Annotated in this window: 17 protein-coding genes; 2 read left to right on the plus strand and 15 right to left on the minus strand. The window is 48.5% G+C overall.

Going from position 1 to position 18,896, the window contains the following annotated elements; genetic code table 11:
- Window positions 1-15 precede the first annotated feature (15 nt).
- The 6 genes from AC50YG_RS07060 to AC50YG_RS07085 form a co-directional block, all read right to left on the minus strand.
- The gene (locus AC50YG_RS07060; RefSeq protein WP_494825748.1) at window positions 16-1,410 is read right to left on the minus strand and encodes an ADP-ribosylglycohydrolase family protein; all 1,395 of its coding nucleotides are present in this window, start codon (window positions 1,408-1,410) and stop codon (window positions 16-18) included.
- A 2-nt stretch (window positions 1,411-1,412) separates the two neighbouring features.
- Window positions 1,413-2,369, minus strand: a complete 957-nt coding sequence (locus AC50YG_RS07065) for a nucleoside hydrolase (protein ID WP_494825749.1) — start codon at window positions 2,367-2,369, stop codon at window positions 1,413-1,415.
- Between the two features lie 216 nt (window positions 2,370-2,585).
- The gene (locus AC50YG_RS07070) at window positions 2,586-3,527 is read right to left on the minus strand and encodes an ABC transporter permease (RefSeq protein ID WP_494825751.1); all 942 of its coding nucleotides are present in this window, start codon (window positions 3,525-3,527) and stop codon (window positions 2,586-2,588) included.
- Entirely contained in the window at window positions 3,520-4,566 is a 1,047-nt protein-coding gene (locus AC50YG_RS07075) for an ABC transporter permease (RefSeq protein WP_494825752.1), read from the minus strand. Before AC50YG_RS07075 ends, AC50YG_RS07070 begins: the two co-directional genes overlap by 8 nt.
- Window positions 4,563-6,119, minus strand: coding sequence for an ABC transporter ATP-binding protein (locus tag AC50YG_RS07080; RefSeq protein ID WP_494825754.1), 1,557 nt, complete (start codon window positions 6,117-6,119; stop codon window positions 4,563-4,565). Before AC50YG_RS07080 ends, AC50YG_RS07075 begins: the two co-directional genes overlap by 4 nt.
- A gap of 105 nt (window positions 6,120-6,224) precedes the next feature.
- Window positions 6,225-7,349, minus strand: a complete 1,125-nt coding sequence (locus AC50YG_RS07085; protein WP_494825755.1) for a BMP family ABC transporter substrate-binding protein — start codon at window positions 7,347-7,349, stop codon at window positions 6,225-6,227.
- A 250-nt stretch (window positions 7,350-7,599) separates the two neighbouring features.
- Between AC50YG_RS07085 and AC50YG_RS07090 the strand changes: the two genes are divergently transcribed.
- Both AC50YG_RS07090 and AC50YG_RS07095 read left to right on the plus strand, forming a co-directional pair.
- A complete protein-coding gene (locus tag AC50YG_RS07090; protein ID WP_494825757.1) occupies window positions 7,600-8,352 on the plus strand; it encodes a helix-turn-helix domain-containing protein in 753 nt (250 codons plus the stop codon).
- A gap of 65 nt (window positions 8,353-8,417) precedes the next feature.
- The gene (locus AC50YG_RS07095; protein ID WP_494826353.1) at window positions 8,418-9,080 is read left to right on the plus strand and encodes a formylglycine-generating enzyme family protein; all 663 of its coding nucleotides are present in this window, start codon (window positions 8,418-8,420) and stop codon (window positions 9,078-9,080) included.
- Window positions 9,081-9,168: 88 nt separating this feature from the next.
- Here the strand turns inward: AC50YG_RS07095 and AC50YG_RS07100 are convergent, their stop codons facing one another.
- The 9 genes from AC50YG_RS07100 to AC50YG_RS07140 form a co-directional block, all read right to left on the minus strand.
- A complete protein-coding gene (locus AC50YG_RS07100; RefSeq protein ID WP_341281188.1) occupies window positions 9,169-9,459 on the minus strand; it encodes a hypothetical protein in 291 nt (96 codons plus the stop codon).
- 331 nt (window positions 9,460-9,790) lie between these two features.
- Window positions 9,791-9,973 carry a DUF3934 family protein gene (locus tag AC50YG_RS07105; protein ID WP_494825759.1) on the minus strand — a complete coding sequence of 61 codons (183 nt, stop codon included), beginning with the start codon at window positions 9,971-9,973 and terminating at the stop codon, window positions 9,791-9,793.
- 297 nt (window positions 9,974-10,270) lie between these two features.
- Window positions 10,271-10,732 carry a hypothetical protein gene (locus AC50YG_RS07110; RefSeq protein ID WP_494825761.1) on the minus strand — a complete coding sequence of 154 codons (462 nt, stop codon included), beginning with the start codon at window positions 10,730-10,732 and terminating at the stop codon, window positions 10,271-10,273.
- A gap of 81 nt (window positions 10,733-10,813) precedes the next feature.
- Window positions 10,814-13,198 (minus strand): GH36-type glycosyl hydrolase domain-containing protein, encoded by a 2,385-nt coding sequence (locus AC50YG_RS07115; protein ID WP_494825763.1) that lies wholly within the window; start codon window positions 13,196-13,198, stop codon window positions 10,814-10,816.
- A 188-nt stretch (window positions 13,199-13,386) separates the two neighbouring features.
- Window positions 13,387-14,634: a serine racemase VanT catalytic subunit gene (gene vanT, locus AC50YG_RS07120; RefSeq protein WP_494825765.1), complete on the minus strand. Its 1,248-nt coding sequence runs from the start codon at window positions 14,632-14,634 to the stop codon at window positions 13,387-13,389.
- On the minus strand, window positions 14,627-15,490 hold the full coding sequence (locus tag AC50YG_RS07125) for a D-alanyl-D-alanine carboxypeptidase family protein (protein WP_494825767.1): 864 nt from the start codon (window positions 15,488-15,490) through the stop codon (window positions 14,627-14,629). Before AC50YG_RS07125 ends, vanT begins: the two co-directional genes overlap by 8 nt.
- Window positions 15,490-16,554, minus strand: a complete 1,065-nt coding sequence (gene vanG, locus AC50YG_RS07130) for a D-alanine--D-serine ligase VanG (RefSeq protein WP_494825768.1) — start codon at window positions 16,552-16,554, stop codon at window positions 15,490-15,492. The genes AC50YG_RS07125 and vanG overlap by 1 nt, the downstream gene beginning before the upstream one ends.
- A gap of 182 nt (window positions 16,555-16,736) precedes the next feature.
- Window positions 16,737-18,098, minus strand: a complete 1,362-nt coding sequence (locus tag AC50YG_RS07135; protein WP_494825770.1) for a sensor histidine kinase — start codon at window positions 18,096-18,098, stop codon at window positions 16,737-16,739.
- Window positions 18,095-18,799 (minus strand): response regulator transcription factor, encoded by a 705-nt coding sequence (locus AC50YG_RS07140; protein ID WP_473759011.1) that lies wholly within the window; start codon window positions 18,797-18,799, stop codon window positions 18,095-18,097. The genes AC50YG_RS07135 and AC50YG_RS07140 overlap by 4 nt, the downstream gene beginning before the upstream one ends.
- Window positions 18,800-18,896: the final 97 nt, after the last annotated feature.

The following is an 18,896-nucleotide window of genomic DNA, read 5'->3' on the forward strand; positions in this document are numbered from 1 at the left end:
CCTTTTTCGCTATATTTATGAATGATTCAATTCCGCCTCAATTTTTCGAAAAACCTCATAGCTCCGCCGCGCAACCTCGGAGATCGCAATCGGATGAAAGCCGCTCAGCTCCGCATACAGCGTATCATTCAGCGGCTCAATCCATGACTTCGGCAGCGCCGCTGCGCCATGCTTTGCGCCCATAATCGAGCCGACCGTCGCACCGTTGCAGTCGGTGTCCATGCCGCCATACACGGCCGTCGTTACAGCCTTCTCGAAATCATCGCCTGCATACACGAGCACCGCAGCTACCAGCGCTGCATTATTATTCGTATGCACAGCATCATAATGGCTGAACGCTTCCCAAATGCGGCTCACCAGCTCGCGGTCGCTGCTTGCCTCCTCGGCAATGGCTACCGCTTTGCGCACATCATAAGCAAGTCTGCTCGTGGCCGGGATTTCGCTGAGTCCAATCTCGACAATACGCTTGTTGTCTTTCTCAACGAAAGCAGCGGCGATCATCGCAGCGACGAACATTTCGCCATAAATGCCGTTCTTCACATGTGAGAAGGAAGCATCGCGCCAGCCAAGCTCTGCCGCGAGCTCCGGCTTTCCGGCTACGCCGTAAGCCAGCCCGTCTGCACGAATTTGTGCGCCGATCCACTCTCTATAAGGATTCATATGCATCCGCACTCGCTCTAGGCGATCAGCCCAATCGTCAGGCTTGTCCCCATTTAGATGAGAGGTCTCATGGGCAAAATTCAAATAAGACTGCGTCTCTGCTGTGCAAACCTGGCTGTAGGTCAGGTTTTTGTGCCAAAGCTTGCCGATGTCCCAAGAGTCGAAAGCCAGACCTTTTTGCTCCAGCAGCAAAAGTCCTAGTACCGTATAGCGAATATCATCATCGCTTTCCATATACTGAATCGTCTCGCTTGTGCTCATAGGCGACCAATCATTCAGCCCCAGCCCATACTGCTCTCTTGCTGTCGATTCGCCCGGCGTATAGCCTTTAATCGGCCAAGCGTCAGCGCCGCGGAACCACAGCTCAATATTTTCCCAGCCCGGACGACCGTCTTTTCCATATAAATAATCCCAAAACTCCACTGGCTTGCCGAGCGCGCAGCCAACACTGCGTCCGAGCCAAGCCCCGTAAAACTTGTCCAGCCACTGCTCATCGGTCAAATTCGATGCCAGCGTTCTTGGCCCTTCGGGGCGCAGCCTACGGATCGCCTCCAAATCGGAGGGCTCCTCATAAGGAAAATCCACGCTCACGTCCAGTGCCGACAGCTCGTTATAAATCTTCATAAGCGCGTCATGGCTTTCACCCGCTGCGGCCAGCTTTTCCGCGAAGCCGTCTACGTTGCAGCCTTCTTCCCCGCGCTGAATAATTTCAAACCGGACAATTTCCTGAAGCTTATCCCAGCCTGCCATAATTAAGCCTGCCCTTTCCGAGCTTTGGCGTTCTCATCATGCACAGCAAGAGCGTCAAAAATCAGCTTAATAAAAGCTTCACGGTCCACATCCATCAGCACCTGCACATTCGCCGTTTCATCCGTTTTTTTACGGCGGTCTGCCACAGTCATGCCTCTCGTCACCCTGCCGTCCGTCTCAATCGAGACGTAATAGCTTTCACTTTGGAACAGCTCAGGGTGAAGCAGCCAAGCAATCGCGCACGGATCATGCAGCGAGCTGCCCTCAAAGCCCAGCTTGCGGCTGTAGATGGAATAGAAGTCCAGCAGCTCGCCCACCATATGGGATACCTCGCCGCGCTGCTTCAGCGCTTCAATATCCTCCTGATAAATAGCTGCCTTATCGGTCACATCCAGTCCGCTCATCGTAATCGGGACGCCCGATTCGAACACGATTCTTGCAGCCTCAGGGTCAACGTAAATGTTGAACTCAGCCGTTGACGTCACATTACCGTAGCTGATACCTCCGCCCATAAGGGAGATCTGCTCGATTTTCTCCCTTACATCGGGGAAACCTTTCAGCAGCAACGCAATATTCGTCAGCGGGCCGATTGGCACGAGCGTGACCTTCTGCTCCGAGGAACGGATCACCTCAACCATCAGCTCAATCGCATGTTTATTGACCGGCTTGAAACGGGAAGGCGGCAAATCTGGGCCGTCCATACCGGAATCGCCATGCGCCTCTTCTCCAGTTACGAGCTTGCCTAGAAGCGGTCCGGGCGCGCCTTTCGCAACCGGAATATCTTTATCTATAAAGCTGAGCAGCTTCAGCGCGTTGTTCGTAATTTTCTCCAGCACTTGATTGCCGCCAACCGTTGTAATCGCTTTTACCTCCAACTGCTGCGGACTCGCAAGCGCGAGCAAAATCGCAATCGCATCATCATGCCCAGGATCACAATCGATAATAATCGGTCTAGCCATCGTATTCATCATCCTTTCACTTTCGTTTAAAATTTTGGTGAAAAAGAGTCTATGTTGCGTATAAAGGACCGTTTCCGATCGCCATTGCCCTTGAATTTCTATGAATTAACCTCTAAGGTAGAATTTCAAGGACAAAAGAAGATGCTTACGATGCTGCTTTCCTACGGAAAGCTTAAGCGAACACTTTCGTTTCTCCAATCGGCCCTTTCTACTCCACTACGACTTTTTCTCCAATCTTTTAAGCTTCCTATTTCTTTTACGGGATTCGCTGACCGCGTATACGACGAGACCGATAACGGTTGTGACGTAAGGGAGTGTGCCGATCAGCTCTGCCGGAATTTTAAGCACCTGAAGCGCATTGGCTAGCGCATCCGCCGCGCCAAACAATAGCGACGTCAGCGTCGTGCCGACCGTTGTGCTGCGCCCCATCGACTCCGCGGCAATCGCAATCCAGCCCCGGCCAGCGGTCATATCCCGCGTGAACAGCGAGAGGTAGCCCATCGACATATAAGCGCCGCCAAGTCCTGCGAAAAAGCCGCTCAGCAGCAGCGCCGTATACTGCACCTTCACTACGCTGACCCCAACGGACTGGGCAGCCTGCGGATTTTCGCCTACTGAACGAATGCGCAGGCCGAGCGGTGTTCTTTTCAGCATGTAATACACAACAAAAACAGCAAGGATCGACATATAGGTCAATACATTATGGCCCGAGAAAATCGGTCCCAGCACCGGAATATCCTTAAGCAGCGGAATGTCCACGCTAGGGAGCACCTTGCTCGGAAGCGAGGTCGAGGAGCCTTTGTCACCGCTGAGCAAATACAAAATAAATACAGTTCCCCCAGAGGCGAACATATTGATCGCTACCCCGCCGAGAATAATATGCGTTTTGAAGTGCAGGGTGAAAAAAGCCAATATGCCAGAAATCAGCGTACCCGCCATTACGGCACCCATCAGCCCAACCCATGAGCTGCCTGTATAAGCGCTGACCACTACGCCTGAAAGGGCGGCCACCAGCATAATGCCCTCAAGCCCGATATTGATAATACCTGCACGGTTGGAAATGAGTGCTCCTAATGCCGCGAACAAAATCGGAGTTGTTACCCGGAGGACAGAAAACGCAAATTCAGTCGTAAAAATGACATCAAACAAACTAGACATTACGCTGTGCCTCCTTGAGCAGCATCCGATTTTTCCAGAACTTCAAAAACTGCTCTGCCGAAATCAGCAAAATAATAATCGCCTGCACAATCGAAATCATTTCCGCAGGCACATCGGAGAAACGCGCCATCTGGTCGGCTCCAATTCGAATATAAGCGAGGAAGAGCGCTGCGCCGATGACCGATAACGGATTGTTTTTCGCCAGCATCGCTACAAGAGCACCATCAAGACCGTAGCCCGGCAGCGACGACCACTGGAAGCGATTGTACATGCCCAGCACCTCGACCGAACCGCCCATGCCCGCAATAAAGCCAGCAATTAAATGTACGATAATGATGACCTTGGCCGTCTTCATGCCGGAGTAGCCCGCAAATTCGCGATTGGCCCCCGTCATTCTCAGCTCATAGCCCCATTTGGTTTTGTACAGAAAATAATGCGCCGCCACGATCAGCATAAGCACGATAATCAGTCCCGTATGAATACGCGTGCCTGGTATCAGCTTGGTAAGCATGGCTGTTTTCTCAAACTTGAAGGATACAGCTGCGAAGGCCTGGGCATCGCGCAGCTTATAGTTCAAAATATAAAGCCCAATGCCAAACAAAATATTGTTGAACATCAGCGAGCTGACGAGCTCATTTACATTCCATTTCGCCTTGAGAATACCCGGAATAGCCGATAACACCGCACCGACGAGCGACCCAGCAAGGATGGCCACAATCGGATGCACAAAGCTGTTTAGACTAAGATGAATCGCCAGCGACGCTGCAACTACCCCGGAAAAATAAAACAGCCCTTCCGCTCCGAGATTGAATAAATTCGCTTTAAACAGCAGCGATACCGCAAGTCCTGTGAACATGAGCGGAATCGCCATTTCAATGATGTTGCCGATATGCCCCTTCGTATTCAGCGGCTCCCATAGGAAGATGCGAATGCTCTCCAGCGGCTGCTCGCTGACAATAGAGATAATAATAAAAGCGAGAACAAGCGCAATCAGAATGACCGCTGTTGTACGGATGACTTCAAAATATTTTACCTTCATGCTTCCACGGCCCTCCTGATTTGCTGCTCGTCCTGGCGCTTAAGGCCCAGCATGTACAGTCCGAGCTCTTCCTCGCTTACCGCTGACGGCTCTTCCAAATAAGCGACAATTTGTCCTTCATACATAACGAGCAGGCTGTCGCTCAGCTCCAATATTTCATTCAAATCTGCGGAAATAAGCAGCACACCGCTGCCGCCATCCCGAAGCTCAATCAGCTTCTGATGAATAAATTGGGCTGCCCCGATATCGACGCCGCGTGTCGGCTGCTCGGCAATGAGCAAATCCGGCGCTGTCGAGCATTCCCGAGCGACGACGACCTTCTGCATATTGCCGCCTGAAAGCATGCCTATCGGCTGATTCGGGCCCGAGCAGCGCACGCGGAACTCTTCAATGAGAGTGGTCGCAAGCTTGGCTATTTTTTTACTTTTCAAAAAGAGGCCATTGTTCATCGCTTTCGTATTGTATTGCGTAGAAATTAAATTATCAGAAATGCTCGCATCCTTGGCTGCGCCTTGACGCATGCGATCCTCCGGAATATAGGAAACGCCGAGCGAGCGAATTTTGCGAATATCATAGCCTTGAATATCCGTGCCCTTAACAGCCACATTTCCGCCGCGCACAGATAAACTGCCCGTTAACGCTTCAACGAGTTGGGTTTGCCCATTGCCCTCGACTCCAGCGATGCCAACGATTTCACCGCCGCGCACCTTGAAGGCTACCTTGTCCAGCAGCGCCTTGCCCGTTTCATCCGCCAATGAAAAATCAGTAACAGACAGAATCGGCGCCCCGTAAGGCTTCTTCTCCTTGTCATACCTCAGCACAACGTCACGGCCGACCATCAGCTTGGAAATTTCCTGCTCAGTAACATCCTTCGTCCAAAAAACACCTTCGCTTTTGCCCGCGCGCATAATCGTAATCCGGTCACAGATCGCTTTAACTTCCTTCAGCTTATGGGAAATAAACACAATCGTATGCCCCTGCTGCTTAAGCTGCGTCAGCTCGCGAAACAGCTCCTCGGTTTCCTGCGGTGTCAATACGGCGGTTGGCTCATCGAGAATAAGAATTTCGGCGCCACGCAGCAGTGCCTTCAAAATTTCGACCTTCTGCTTCATGCCGACGCTGAGGTCCTCGACCTTCGCCTTCGGATTAACGAGCAGATTATACTTTTTACTCATCTCTTCTGTCATCCGCACCGCTTCATTGTAATTAATGCTGACACCTTTCTTCGGCTCCATGCCCAGCACCATATTTTCCGCGACGGTGAACGAAGGCACCAGCATAAAATGCTGATGGACCATGCCGATGCCATGGTCTATCGCATCCTGTGGCGAAGCGAGCAATACCTGCTTGCCTCGAAGAAGGATTTCGCCTTCGCTCGGCTCTTCCATGCCGAACATCATTTTCATCAGCGTGGATTTGCCAGCACCATTTTCACCGACAATCGCGTGAATCTCGCCCTCAGCCAGCGAAAACTGTACGTTCTGGTTGGCGACAACCCCGTTCGGATAAACCTTCGTAATATTTTTCATTTCGAGCAGCTGATTCGGCATCATCGTAAAACCCCTTTACCTTTCGGAGGTCATTATAAAGAGGCAGCTGGCCTTCTTCCTGATGGAAAGAGAAGAATGACCAACTGCACTAAACCTTGCTTATCGTTATTATGGTTTAACGGCATTGCGGATCGCTTCGATTTGCGAAGTTTCCATGCCCATCGCATTGTCTACTTTAATTTCTTGTTTAGCCAGCTTTTGCTTAATGTCTTCCACTTGCTTCTGCATATCCGCTGTGAAGATGGATTTGTATATGTCATTTTCAGCAATGCCTACGCCATCTTGATCAAAGCTGAGCACTTGGCGTTGTCCATATTCGAGCGTGCCATCTTGTGTTTTCTTCACTGCGCCAAGAATAGCGGTGTCGATTTTTTTGATAGCAGACGTTACGATCAGATCCGCTTTTTCTTTATCCGTTTCCTTAAGCAGGGAACCTTGGTCAGAGTCAACACCAATCGCGTAACGCTTCTTGTCTTTCGCTGCATCGAAGATGCCTAGGCCCGTAGCGCCAGCCACGTTGAAAATAACGTCAACACCGGAATTGTACTGGATCAGCGACAGCTCCTTGCCTTTCGCCGGGTTAACGAAATCACCCGCATAGGAAACCGCTACTTTAATGGCAGGATCGACGTATTGTGCGCCTTGGATATAACCAACCAAGAATGCATTAATGCCGGGAATATCCATGCCGCCAACAAAGCCAATCACATTATCCTTGTTCGCATTCGGAATATCGGATTTCGTTGCAATCGCAGCTACTGCGCCAGCAAGGAAGGAAACCTCGTTCGTTGCGTAAGACATCGCATACACGTTAGCTGGTGTTTCTTCAATATCCGTGTCGTAGTTGATGAATTTTTTGTCCGGATACGTTTCTGCGGTTGCATTAAATATCTCGGTAATTTCAGAGCCGCCGGAGATAACAATATCCCAGTCCTGTGCAGCTATATCTTGGTAAGTAGGTTCCCACTTCGTTTTGTCTGTTCCCATTTCAATCACTTTCGTGTCGGCGCCCAATTCGGATTTAACAAGCGTCAATCCCTTGTTCGCTGCATCAAAGAAGGATTTGTCGCCGAGTGTGCCCGGTATGAGCAGAACAACCTTCAGCTTCTTATCCCCGCCTGTATTACCTGAGCCTGCTGAATTGCCGCTGCTTGTACCCGTATTTCCTCCACCACAAGCTGCCAGCACCAATAGAACCGAAACCATGAGTAATGCCATCACATTTTTCTTCATTCTCTGTTCCCCCACTCTCTGTCGATTAAAAGACGTGTTCACTTTGAAACCAGCCGCCCGCGCTTGCTGTCCTGAAAAGAATGCTTACCCCAAGTGTAATGTAGAAAATAAATAGGTTATAATAAAGGTACGCTTTTACGAATAGCTTGTTCGGGATGATACGATCATAACAAATTCGAAATCAAATAATTATCTCGATTCGGTCAACTTTTTATACGATTCGGCTACAAACACGCGAAGGAGGGCTGTTATGAATCGATTATTGTATTTGGCAAATGACATACATGAGAGAAATACTAACATCCCTCCTCATCAGCATGAATGCTATGAGCTTGTTTATTATATTCGCGGTACGGGTCCCGCCGTAATTGCAGGACGGAAATATCGCTTTAAAGACCATACGATTGCCCTCATCGCCCCTCGGCATATTCATAGCGAGATTCATGAGCTGGAGGGTGAGGTGCTGTTTATTGGTTTTAATGCGCCTGAAGCGGAGCTAAAAGGATTAAGCGGCATTTATGACGACGATGCAAACCATACGATTTTAAAGCTTTTATGGCGCATCAAAGAGGAGTTTTTCATCCGCCCGAGAACCGACAGCGAACCGTTGAATGTACTCCTTAATGAGCTGCTTCCACCACTTCAGCAAATTTTTGGAAACCGAAAAACACCCCATCCGTCAGAAGACCGGGTCAAATATGTCCTGCAATATATGGATGATCATTATAAACAGAAGCTCACCGTTGAGCTGCTAGCTGGCATGTCTGGTTACAGCTATGACCGCTTCCGCCATCTTTTTAAGGAACGCTACAACATCGCGCCTCTACAATATATTTTGCTAAAACGTCTAGAATATGCAAAATCGCTGCTCAAAAGCACGCAGATGCACATTTCTGAAATTGCCGCCGATGCAGGCTTTGCCAATGATGCGCAATTTTGCAGCATGTTTAAACGGGAAATTGGCTGTACACCTCGTGCCTACAGAAAGGGCACCATTTCTTGAGGCATTGAAAATACAGGGGATTTAGAGGGGAGTGATGGAATGTGCCTGAGAAAATAAAGCGTTTTATGGATTATCCCATGGTCCAAATACAAGCGGGTGATATCGATTTAAGGGATGATCGAACGAAAAGGGAATGGAAAGCGGAAATAAAACCATTCCTGCTCGCAGCTCATCCTGTAACGGTGGAGCTGTACTGTGAAATAACAGGCAAGTCTTTGCTTGCTATTGACCATGCTCAAAAACCGGTTGTAAGCATTTCCTGGAATGAAACGATTTATATATGTAATTTGCTGTCTCAGCAAGCTGGTCTACAGGAATGTTATTCGATCAGTGAGGATGGCAATGAGGTGAGCTGCGACTGGAATGCCACTGGCTATCGCCTGCCTTCAGAAGCAGAGTGGCAATACGCCTGTAAAGCAGATACTTCGGGCTATAGATATGGAGAGCTCGATCAAATTGCTTGGTATAATGAAAACTCAGATGGTGTCACTCATAGGGTTGGACAGAAGGTACCTAACGCTTGGGGACTTTACGATATGCTCGGAAATACGTGGGAATGGTGCTGGGATTTATATGATGCGAAAGTTTATGGACCGTACCGTATTTTTCGTGGTGGCAGTTGGGCTGAAGAAGCCCGGGGGTGTGGGGCTACGTGCAGGCGTCGCAGTCATCCATCCTTTTGCATCGACGATCTTGGCTTTCGCCTTGCCCGCTCTGTTGCACCATAGCATAGGCCAAATTAATGAGACGAACTCACCAAGCATGGCGTGTGGGTTCATCTCATCTATCCATTAGCAGCCTATTTCATATTGATGCTTATGCCTTGCCTTTGTAAGTTTTCGTGGCTGTATCGAGCATGGATTTCCAATCCGCAAACTCGGTCTCACGTGCAACATGGCGATCAAAAAGCTCATCAGGAATGTTGTCGATCTCCTCATGCGTCTCTGCTTGAAAGTTGCCTTTCTCCAAAAACTGCCCAAAGCTGCTGCTGCTGGAATGCTTGCTCATAAATGCATCATTAAACAACTCCTGTAATGATACCTCGTTCGGATCTTCCTGGTTTGTTTTCTGTCCCTGCAATTCCTTCAACAGGTCGTCAAATGACATTGGTTTTTGCTTTCTCAGATTACCACTCCTTCAATTTGTGCGATCGACTCCAGGCCCATGCAAATTCCTTATACATGGAGTCTGATCTTTTTAAAAACCTTTTAAACATTCAAGCGTAAACGGCTGAAGCCATCCTTTGGCGGCAAGACTTCCGTTTCGCAGGTGGAATATAAGTCCATTTATAAGGGTGAAACCTATAAAGGCTTATATTTTCAAAAAAAACCTTCTGGAAAGCGCTGCTTCATGCTGCCCAAGATTTCAGTTACTTCTATAATATCATTATTCATGCTATGCGTTAATATATGGAACGTTTAAGTTTTTTATTTTTGGACTAAACGCTGGGTTTCTCGCTTTTTTGAGTACCTGAAGCAGCGGCTCCATCCTGATTTTTAGTCCCTTTGCTTTTATAAGGCTTAGGCGCGTTTTTGGCTTTATTGGCACTAGCCTGCCACCGATTCCAGCCCTTCTTGTCCGTTCCCCTGCCTGTTCCACCCTTGCCCTTCGCCTTGCTCAAAAAATCACTCCTTTATGGTTGGCTCAAAATCGAGACCGTTGCTTGCTGTCTAATCCTGCTGAAAATGAAAAAACATCTCCTACGCCTGTATTAATTGACAGACCTGCTGTGCAACCAATGGAATAGACAGATGCAGACTCAGTATAACAATGAAACGCATGATTTGCCAGAGCTAGCCATTAGAAATGATAGCTCTTCATGGCGAAAGCCCGATAAAGAAAGTAAAAAAGCATCTTCAACAACGCCGATTCGCTGTTAAAGATGCCAGATATTATGGTTGATTCAGACAAGGCCTAATCAATCGTCGCTGCTGCTACTGCCTGAGGAGGAGTTGTCATTCGAGTTATCGTAGGATTCGGATCTATCCGAACTGGCAGAACTATCATACGACCTTCTCGGTACCGACTCTTCATAATTACTGCTACTGCTTGAAGATGTATGGTTATCCTCGTATGAGCTCGTATAGGATCTTGGAGTTGTCGGCTCCACATGACTGCTATGGCTGCTGTGGTTGCTGCTTTGGTTACCGTTATGGTTGTTGCCTTGGTTGCTTACAGGGCTTTGATAGCCATATTCAACGTAGATTTCATCTTCCATCTCTTCTGAGCTTGCTTGTCCCTGTTCATCTGAAGAGGAGCTAGTTGGACTGAAGATGCTGTTTCCTATCCGCCCTGCCCCCTTGCAGTTCATACACATTTTTTGGCCGAAAAAGCCTCTTACTTTACCAGTGCCATTGCATTTTGTACAAGTCCTCATCATAGATGGCATCCCCTCTATCTAAATCAAAGATAAAATATCTAATTCTATATAGACGCCTATAGACGCCTTCATACCGTCGGCTTAAGGCTGTTGCGGCAGCTTCACCAGCACTTCGTATTTCGCTCCGGCTTGCACATCCTTAATGACGTCTCCTTCAATTAAGTCACCATTTACATATACCTCTACGCCATTAACGGATGCATCCCGCTTCATGCTTACCTGCAGCTCCGCTCCGCGGAATAACCTCGTCACACTAGCCTCGTTCCAATCGGCAGGCAATTGCGGACGCACCTGAAGCCCTTGCGCGTGGCCTTGTAAGCCGAATAGCCCGTCAATTAAGCAGCGATATACCCACGGAACCGTCCCGGTATTGAACAGATGGCTCGAGCGTCCTGCCGTCCGCGGAAACTGTTTATACGCACCCCGATAATAATTTGGAATGAAGACAGGCAGCTGGCCCCGTCTGAGGATGTCCTCGGAATCGGGTCCAGGAATCATTTTTCGCAGCAGTCGGTAAGCATTCTCTTTCTCCCCCACCAAATACAAAGCGTAGATGTAAAAAGCAGCGGCATGGTTATACACCGCGCCGTTCTCGGCACTGCCCGGATGCTTCTGCGTAACCCGGCCTACATCTTCCCGCATCGCGGTAAAGGACGGTGCCAGCTTCTCCACGCCGTAAGGCGTCTCCAGCTGTTCCTGAACCGACCGAATCAAACGCTCCTGCTTGTCCGCATCAGCAGCTCCGCTCATCAAGGCCCAGCCTTGAGGATTAATAAAAATCCGACCTTCCTGATCTTCGCTGATCCCAAACACGACATTGTCATCTGTAATGCCGCGGGCGTACCAATCGCCATCCCACAAATACTCATTTGCTACAGCGTTCGTCGTATCTGCTGCTTGTCTGAACTCTGCGGCAATGGCGGCATGTCCGCCCTGCTCACAAATGTCGGCCCATACTTTGAACGCATAAGCGGTCGCAATCGTAAGCCACCCCGACACGCCTTTGCCTTTATAGCCTACCATGTTCATCGGGTCACACCAATCTCCTTGATTGATGTAGTTGAGCCCGCGCTCATCCCGGTCATGCATGAGCCACTTCATAGCGCGGTTCATATGCTCCAGCACAGATGCCGTCCTTGCATCGTCTGAGAAAGCAACCTGCTCCTCCAAAATGCTGTAATCATTCGTTTCATCCAGATAAGTGCTCATACATACGGGCAGCCAGACGCAGTGGTCCGTATGCGGCACCTGGTTAATATATTTAAGCTCAGCATCCGGGTGCAAAATAATGCCGTCCGGCATCGCTCCGCTTGCATGCTGCTGCGACAGCGCCGTCAAGAAGGCGTCTCTGGCAATTTGCGGCTGAATATAGCTCATGCCCATATTATCCTGCAAATAATTGCGTGTCTGTGGATCTGTCGTCAGACGGTTCGTTTTGCCGTGATAATACATTTGGCGCGGCAGCCAGTGATTGACGAAGTTGTCCAATCCGGCATCCGGTGTCTGAATTTGAATATTGCCTTGTCCTTCGGCGACATAGGCTGCATACTCCTGTTCAGCGGCGGTGAATCCATCCTGCCCTGCGGCATTGCGCTTTACAAAATAATGCTGGCGGAATTGTTCAATCTCCGCTTCATCAAAAGCCGGGCCAAAAATAAACCGGTAATCCTGCTCAGCCCCTGCTTCCAGCTCCAATCTGTATTGAAGCGCGCACACTGGCGTTTCATAACGCGCATCTCCGCCCGAAAGGGTTTCCCCTTGAAGCGCGGATGGCGAGTGAAGTCCGCCTTCGCCTTCAAAGCTTTCATGATTCACTTCCCAAGCAGCAGGCTTGTGATCAGCAAGCAAAAAGGTCTTGTCTCTGTAGGTTTTTATTTTACTGTAATCCTGATACTTCTGATACGGCGTGACCGCTGAGCAGACAATGCCTTGCAGGTCCTCTACGTAAGCACCAGATTGATTCATCCACGACATATAGCCTACCGTAAAATAAGGGTAGATGCTGATTTTGCGTTGCTTTTGCGACCGATTGGTGACCTTCATGCGCCATAGCTCCAAGGCATCGGCTTTAGGCAGTCGCAGGCTCATCTCAATGGAAAGCTCATCGCTTTCAATGGTCCAGCGAATATCGTGCTTGCCCACTGCAAACGTATAGCTATCCGCTAATTTCCGTACCGGCTCATAGGGAGCAGAGAAAATCTCCCCGCTCTCTTCATCTTTAATATAAACAAAACGTCCAGGGTGATGAGCATAATACGGCTGCTCCGGCTGCATAAACGTTTTCGCCTCCAAATTCGGGGCATACGAATATTTCGCCGGCTCGGGCTGCATAAATTGGGCGACAGCATAACCGCGGCAATTCATATGAATCATCATTTTTTCATTCCAGAGAAATCCCGATGCCTTAGGAAGGCTTGTCGGACTGGTCAGCTCATAATATTCATTGTTATCCGTTGCTCTAATCATTACTGAACCTCTCTTTCAATTGTTGAAATAAAAAGCACGCCTAATTAGAAGATTGTAAATATCTTCTATCATTATAGCATTGGAGCCTCTATAGTCACGGACTTTCCCCGAATTTTATAACGATTATATCATTCCCTATTTTGGAAAAACAAAAAATAGACTGCTCCTTGTGAACAGTCCTTCAACGTTTAATAAAGCAGCTTTGTTTTTCCCTTTATTTGCGCGTATGCTCTAGCCCTTACCGCTTCTGCTGCATGAGTAAGATATACATTTTCGACTCTGCTGCCGAGTGCGCTAACCACTTCATTCGTAATCGTTCCTACTCGCTGGGCGATTTCTCCAGCTGTAATACTCTCATTGCCATCTTGTCCGATCAGGGTTGCCGTATCTCCTTGACGAACCTCAGCAATTGCCGTAACATCGACCATCAGCTGATCCATACAGATCTTCCCTACTATTAAAGCCCGCTGGCCGTGTATGAGTACGCAGCCTCCATTTTGGGACAGCTCTCGCGGGATACCGTCTGCATAGCCAATTGATACCGTTGCAATTTTGCTATCTCGTGATGGCGTATAGCAGCCATTGTATCCGACGGGCTCGCCTGCATGAATGTCCTTTACCAATGTGACGGTCGCTTTTAGAGCTAACACCGGACGCAGCTCGACGTTAGCATGCACATGGTCGTTATCCTGGCTCAGTATGCCATATAGGGCGATGCCCGGCCTTACGCTTCCATAACGCTGTTCCGGATAATTTAAAATGCCGTAGCTGCTCTGGATATGGGTTATCCCGGGCTCGATGCCTTCGGCGGTAAGCTGATCGACCACGCTGTCGAATCGCTCTAGCTGAAGCCTCGTAAAATCCACATCCTCCTTGCGATGGCTTTCCGCAGACGTGAGATGGCTGAATGTGCCCATAACCTGCAAATTTTTATGCTTATACATCGAACGTATACGCTCCATGTCATTGTAATGTTCACCTAGTCGATTCATGCCCGTATTGATTTTAATATGCACCTTGATCTTTTTACCAAACGCTTGAAGGCGCTCCGCATCATCTGCATTAATAACGGTCTGGGCAAGCTTGTAGCGGCGCAGCTCTTGAAGTCGATTTAAGGGCGTATAGCCTAAAATGAGGATGTCGCCTTTGATTCCTTTTTTACGCAAGGCTATGCCTTCATCAATCTCCGCGACTGCGAAGGAACGAACGCCCGCCTCATTAAGCCTCCTTGAGATCGGGACGCTCCCATGACCGTATGCATCTGCTTTGACAACCGCCATTATTTGGGTGCCTGCTCGTGTAATCTTTTTAAATTGCTTGAGATTATGCTCTAAGTGATCCAAATTTATTTCTGCCCATGCTCGATGCATGGCGGGTTTCCGAGTCGCGGCAGCTAGCTTGAAATAGTCCACACCGCCATAGCCAAATTTACTCACAGCTCCCATCGCCTTTCCGATGAAATACCGTCACTACAAAACCGTCCTGATTATTGCCGGATAGTTGATAGCTATCTCCACTTATAATAGGCACCGTTGTTACCTGTTCTTCCGCTTCCACATAATAGATTTGGGCGAAGGCCGAAGGCGCCTCCACATAAAGATGCTCATGGTGATAGGAGAAGCTCTGAATATACGCCGTGTACTCCTCCAAGCACAAATCTAGCTGCTTCATAAGCATGGAATGCGGATAGCCCACGTAACGATAATGCCATGGCTCGCAAGCGATGCCCGTAATCCCTTCCTTGCTTTCCTGATATCTTTGGATAAAACCGTACTCTGCCGCAAGCGCTTTGAATCTGCGGCTGGCGCCATCATCAGGAAACGATGGACGTATATAATCGATATCGCCCTTGCACAGCCCTACGTCTACAGCAAGCCCCGTTTGGTGCTCGCTTGCACCCGGAATGGCCACATAACTTGCTGTAAAAGCAGCCCCACTCTCCTCTAGCGAAGCCGCATATATCTTCGCTTGCGCTTCTCTTGAACGGTAACCGCTAACTGCGGCAATATCGTCCTCCCCCTGGCACGCCTCCAAGAGCGCAGACAATGGCTGAATGCACATTTTATCCAGCATGATCCGCTGCTCCTCCACATGGCTGGCCTGACGTATACCTGCAGGCAACGATCTGAGGCTGGGCACAATCTGTTTCACCGGATTTTCCTGATTCACTAGAATTAAGCTGCCTTTATGCACGTCGTCTCTGCTCACCTGTATACGGCTTTCATGCTGTCTATCCAACTGCCTTTCATGCTTCCACCCACTGGGCTTGCGGTTTATGCTTATTACTTCCATCATAATGCCACCTTTGCTGTCTCCAGCTCAATGAGACGGTCAAGCAGCTCAGGGAAGGAAATGCCCACATACTTCATCATATTCGGGTACCTGCTGTGCGCCGTGAAGCCAGGCAGTGTGTTGACTTCATTAAATAAAAGCCGCCCATCGCTCGTATAAAATAAATCAACTCTTGCGAGTCCTTTGCAGCCCAGCACTTTATAAATCCGCAGCGCCATTTCCTTCACTTTGTCCGCAATATCCTGATGGATGCGGGCAGGCAGATGAATAGCCGCTGTGCCAAGCGAATACTTTTCTTCATGGTCAAAAAACTCGCCCGTCAGCGCAATTTCATCGATTTCGCCGATTATTGGCTGCAGGGCATCGCCAAGTATAGCGCAGCCCACCTCAAAGCCATTCACATGCTGCTCGATTACGATTTTCTCATCATGGGTAAAGGCATCCTCGATGCCGCTTATCAGCTCTTGCTCCGTATAAGCTTTCGTTATCCCGATAGAGGAGCCCGATCTAGAGGGCTTCACATAAAGCGGGAAGCCCATCTTCGCAGACACCCCCACCGCTTCGGCAATGGAATCGCCAGCCAAGACGGTAATCGAAGGTGGAACCTCCATCCCAGCAGCTTGGACTACATTTTTGGCCACCGCTTTATCCATACAGATGGCAGAGGACAATGTTCCGCAGCCTACGAATGGCAAACCCGAAAGCTCCAGCAGCCCCTGCACGGTGCCATCCTCGCCATTTTTACCATGCAAAACCGGGAAGACGACATCTAAAGCTGTGATGTGAAATTCCGTATGAATAAGCTCAATCAGTCCTTTCGTTTCTTTACTCGGTGAAAGAAGGGCCGGGATGCACTTGGCGGTCTGGCCACTCCAGCGATTCTCACGAATATCCTTTATTTCACCGTTATATCTATACCAGCATCCGTCTCTCGTAATACCGATCATGATGACCTCATATTTTTCTTGATTCAAATGCTCCAAGACAGCAGCCGCTGAGGATAACGACACCTCATATTCCGTAGAACAGCCGCCGAACAATACGCCCACTCGTATTTTATTCATCTTCTCATTTATCCCCCTATCAGGTGTATGAACCTATCATAGTGGGCTTCTCTTATGAGCCTATAACCGTAAGCTTAGTAGAATCAAAACATTTGCTTATCATTTCTTAACCTTTCTTAACATTTGTTTAGCAAAAACAAAAAACACAATCCCTCTTGCTTTAGGAAATTGTGTTTTCTTTATTAATATAAAGGGAATCGCGTTTCAAATACCGTCTCGCCTCGCCGACTTTTTACCGCAATTGTTCCATCATGCAGCTCCACTATGCTCTTCGCAATCGAAAGCCCAAGTCCCGTCCCGCCAGTCTGCTGTGATCTGGATTGGTCTCCACGATAGAAGCGTTCAAATAAATAAGGCAAATATTTTTCCGGAATCGCCTCGCCATAATTGACGACCTCCACTACAGCATAACCGTGCTCCTGCCGCAAACGGACATCAACATACCCGCCATCCTGTCCGTATTGAATCGCATTCATGACCAAATTTTCAAACGCTCTGACCAGCCGGTCGCCATCGGCCTTAATTTTGAGCGGAGCAGCGTACGGGAAGACACGCCCCTTCATCCCCGCTGCTTCCAAATTCGGAACGAACTCCTCTAGCAGCTGCTGGATAAAACCGTTCAAATCTAATTCGAGCTTTTCCAAAGGCATGCCGTTATTGACTCGCGTAAATTCGAATAAATCATCAATTAGCTTTTTTAAGCTTAACGACTTTTCGTAAGCAATGCCAATGTAATACCGAAGCTCCACCTCATCTTTATATCGATCATTTTCAATCAGCTCCAAAAAGCCGAGAATGGAGGTCAAGGGCGTGCGCAGATCATGAGATACGCCTGTAATTAAATCATTTTTCGTCTTTTCCGCCCTGCGCTCCTCTTCCATTAACATGTTCAGCTTGTGGCCCATTTGATTGATGTTATAAGCCACTTCCCCCAATTCATCCGAGGATTTCACCGCAATCTCGTAGCTCAGATTCCCATTCGCAATCTGCTGGACACCGAATGTGATTTCCTTTAAATACCGAATGGTTTGATTGCTGATCAGGAAAAACACGACCAAGAAGAGAAAAAAGCAGGTGGCGATAATAAGCGGCAAACGCCCTATCGTTCTAACAATGCCACTTATGAGCTCTCCTAACGGTGCTATATCTGCAAGCAATACGACCACAAAATAAAGTAAAACAAATAAAATAAAGCTGATCACGAGGCTTATTATAAACCCGAATACGAGCTTCCAGCGAATCGTTCGAAACAGCCAGCTTCCCGTTCCAAAGGCTGCAATGCTTCCAAGATAACTAGCCTTTGCCGTATTCGTCTCCCGACTGTAGAAGAAGATTAAACAGAGGCTAAACAAAAGCAAAGCCGCAAATATAACAAGCGGTAACGTCCCTACAATATTTTGCAGCCCTCTTACGGTTTCGCGGAAGGGCCCAAAATTCATGAGCAAATTAGCCGAGAGCCCATAGGCGACAAACAATCCGATTAACGTAATGACGAAGCTGCCCAGTGTAGTAAAGATAAGGCGTTTCATTTGCTCACTGCTCATAGCGCCTCCATTTTGTAGCCGATGCCCCATACCGTTTTAATAAACTTCGGATGCTGTGGATCTTTCTCAATCTTCTCGCGGATTTTACGGATATGCACCATGACCGTATTTTTCGATTCCATGAACGGCTCATTCCAAGCTACCTCGTAAATTCGCTCCGTACTCAGAACAATTCCCCGATTAATAGCTAACAGCTCCAGCACAGCGAATTCACGTGGCGTCAGCTTTACCTCTTGCCGATCAACGGTAACGGTATGGGCATCAATATTAATGATCAGATCGTCGATTACAATTTGCTGGTCGCTGCTCGGCTCCAACTTCTGAGCACTCAACCGATTATAGCGGCGCAAATGGGACTTAATACGTGCGACGAGCACAAGCGGACTGAACGGCTTGGACACATATTCGTCGGCCCCGATGCTAAGACCGGCAATTTTATCGATATCCTGCGTCTTCGCTGACAACATAATAATCGGGATGTTATGATCCTCTCGAATTTTCATGCACGCTTCCAGCCCGTCCATCTTCGGCATCATCACATCAAGAATGATGAGATCAACGCTATTTTTGCTTAGCAGCTCCAGCGCCTCCAATCCGTTCGACGCCTGCAGCAGCTGATAGCCTTCATTCAGCAAATAGATTTCAATCAGCTTCAATATTTCTTTTTCATCATCAACCATTAATATCGTTGCAGCAGCCATTACGTTTCCCCTTTCCTCCAAAAGCACCCTTGCCTCGTTCCCTACAGTTTACCCTCCCTACATTATGAAGGAAACTGTTTAACAACAAGGACCTCAA

It is taken from the genome of Paenibacillus sp. J31R34, assembly GCF_059383715.1.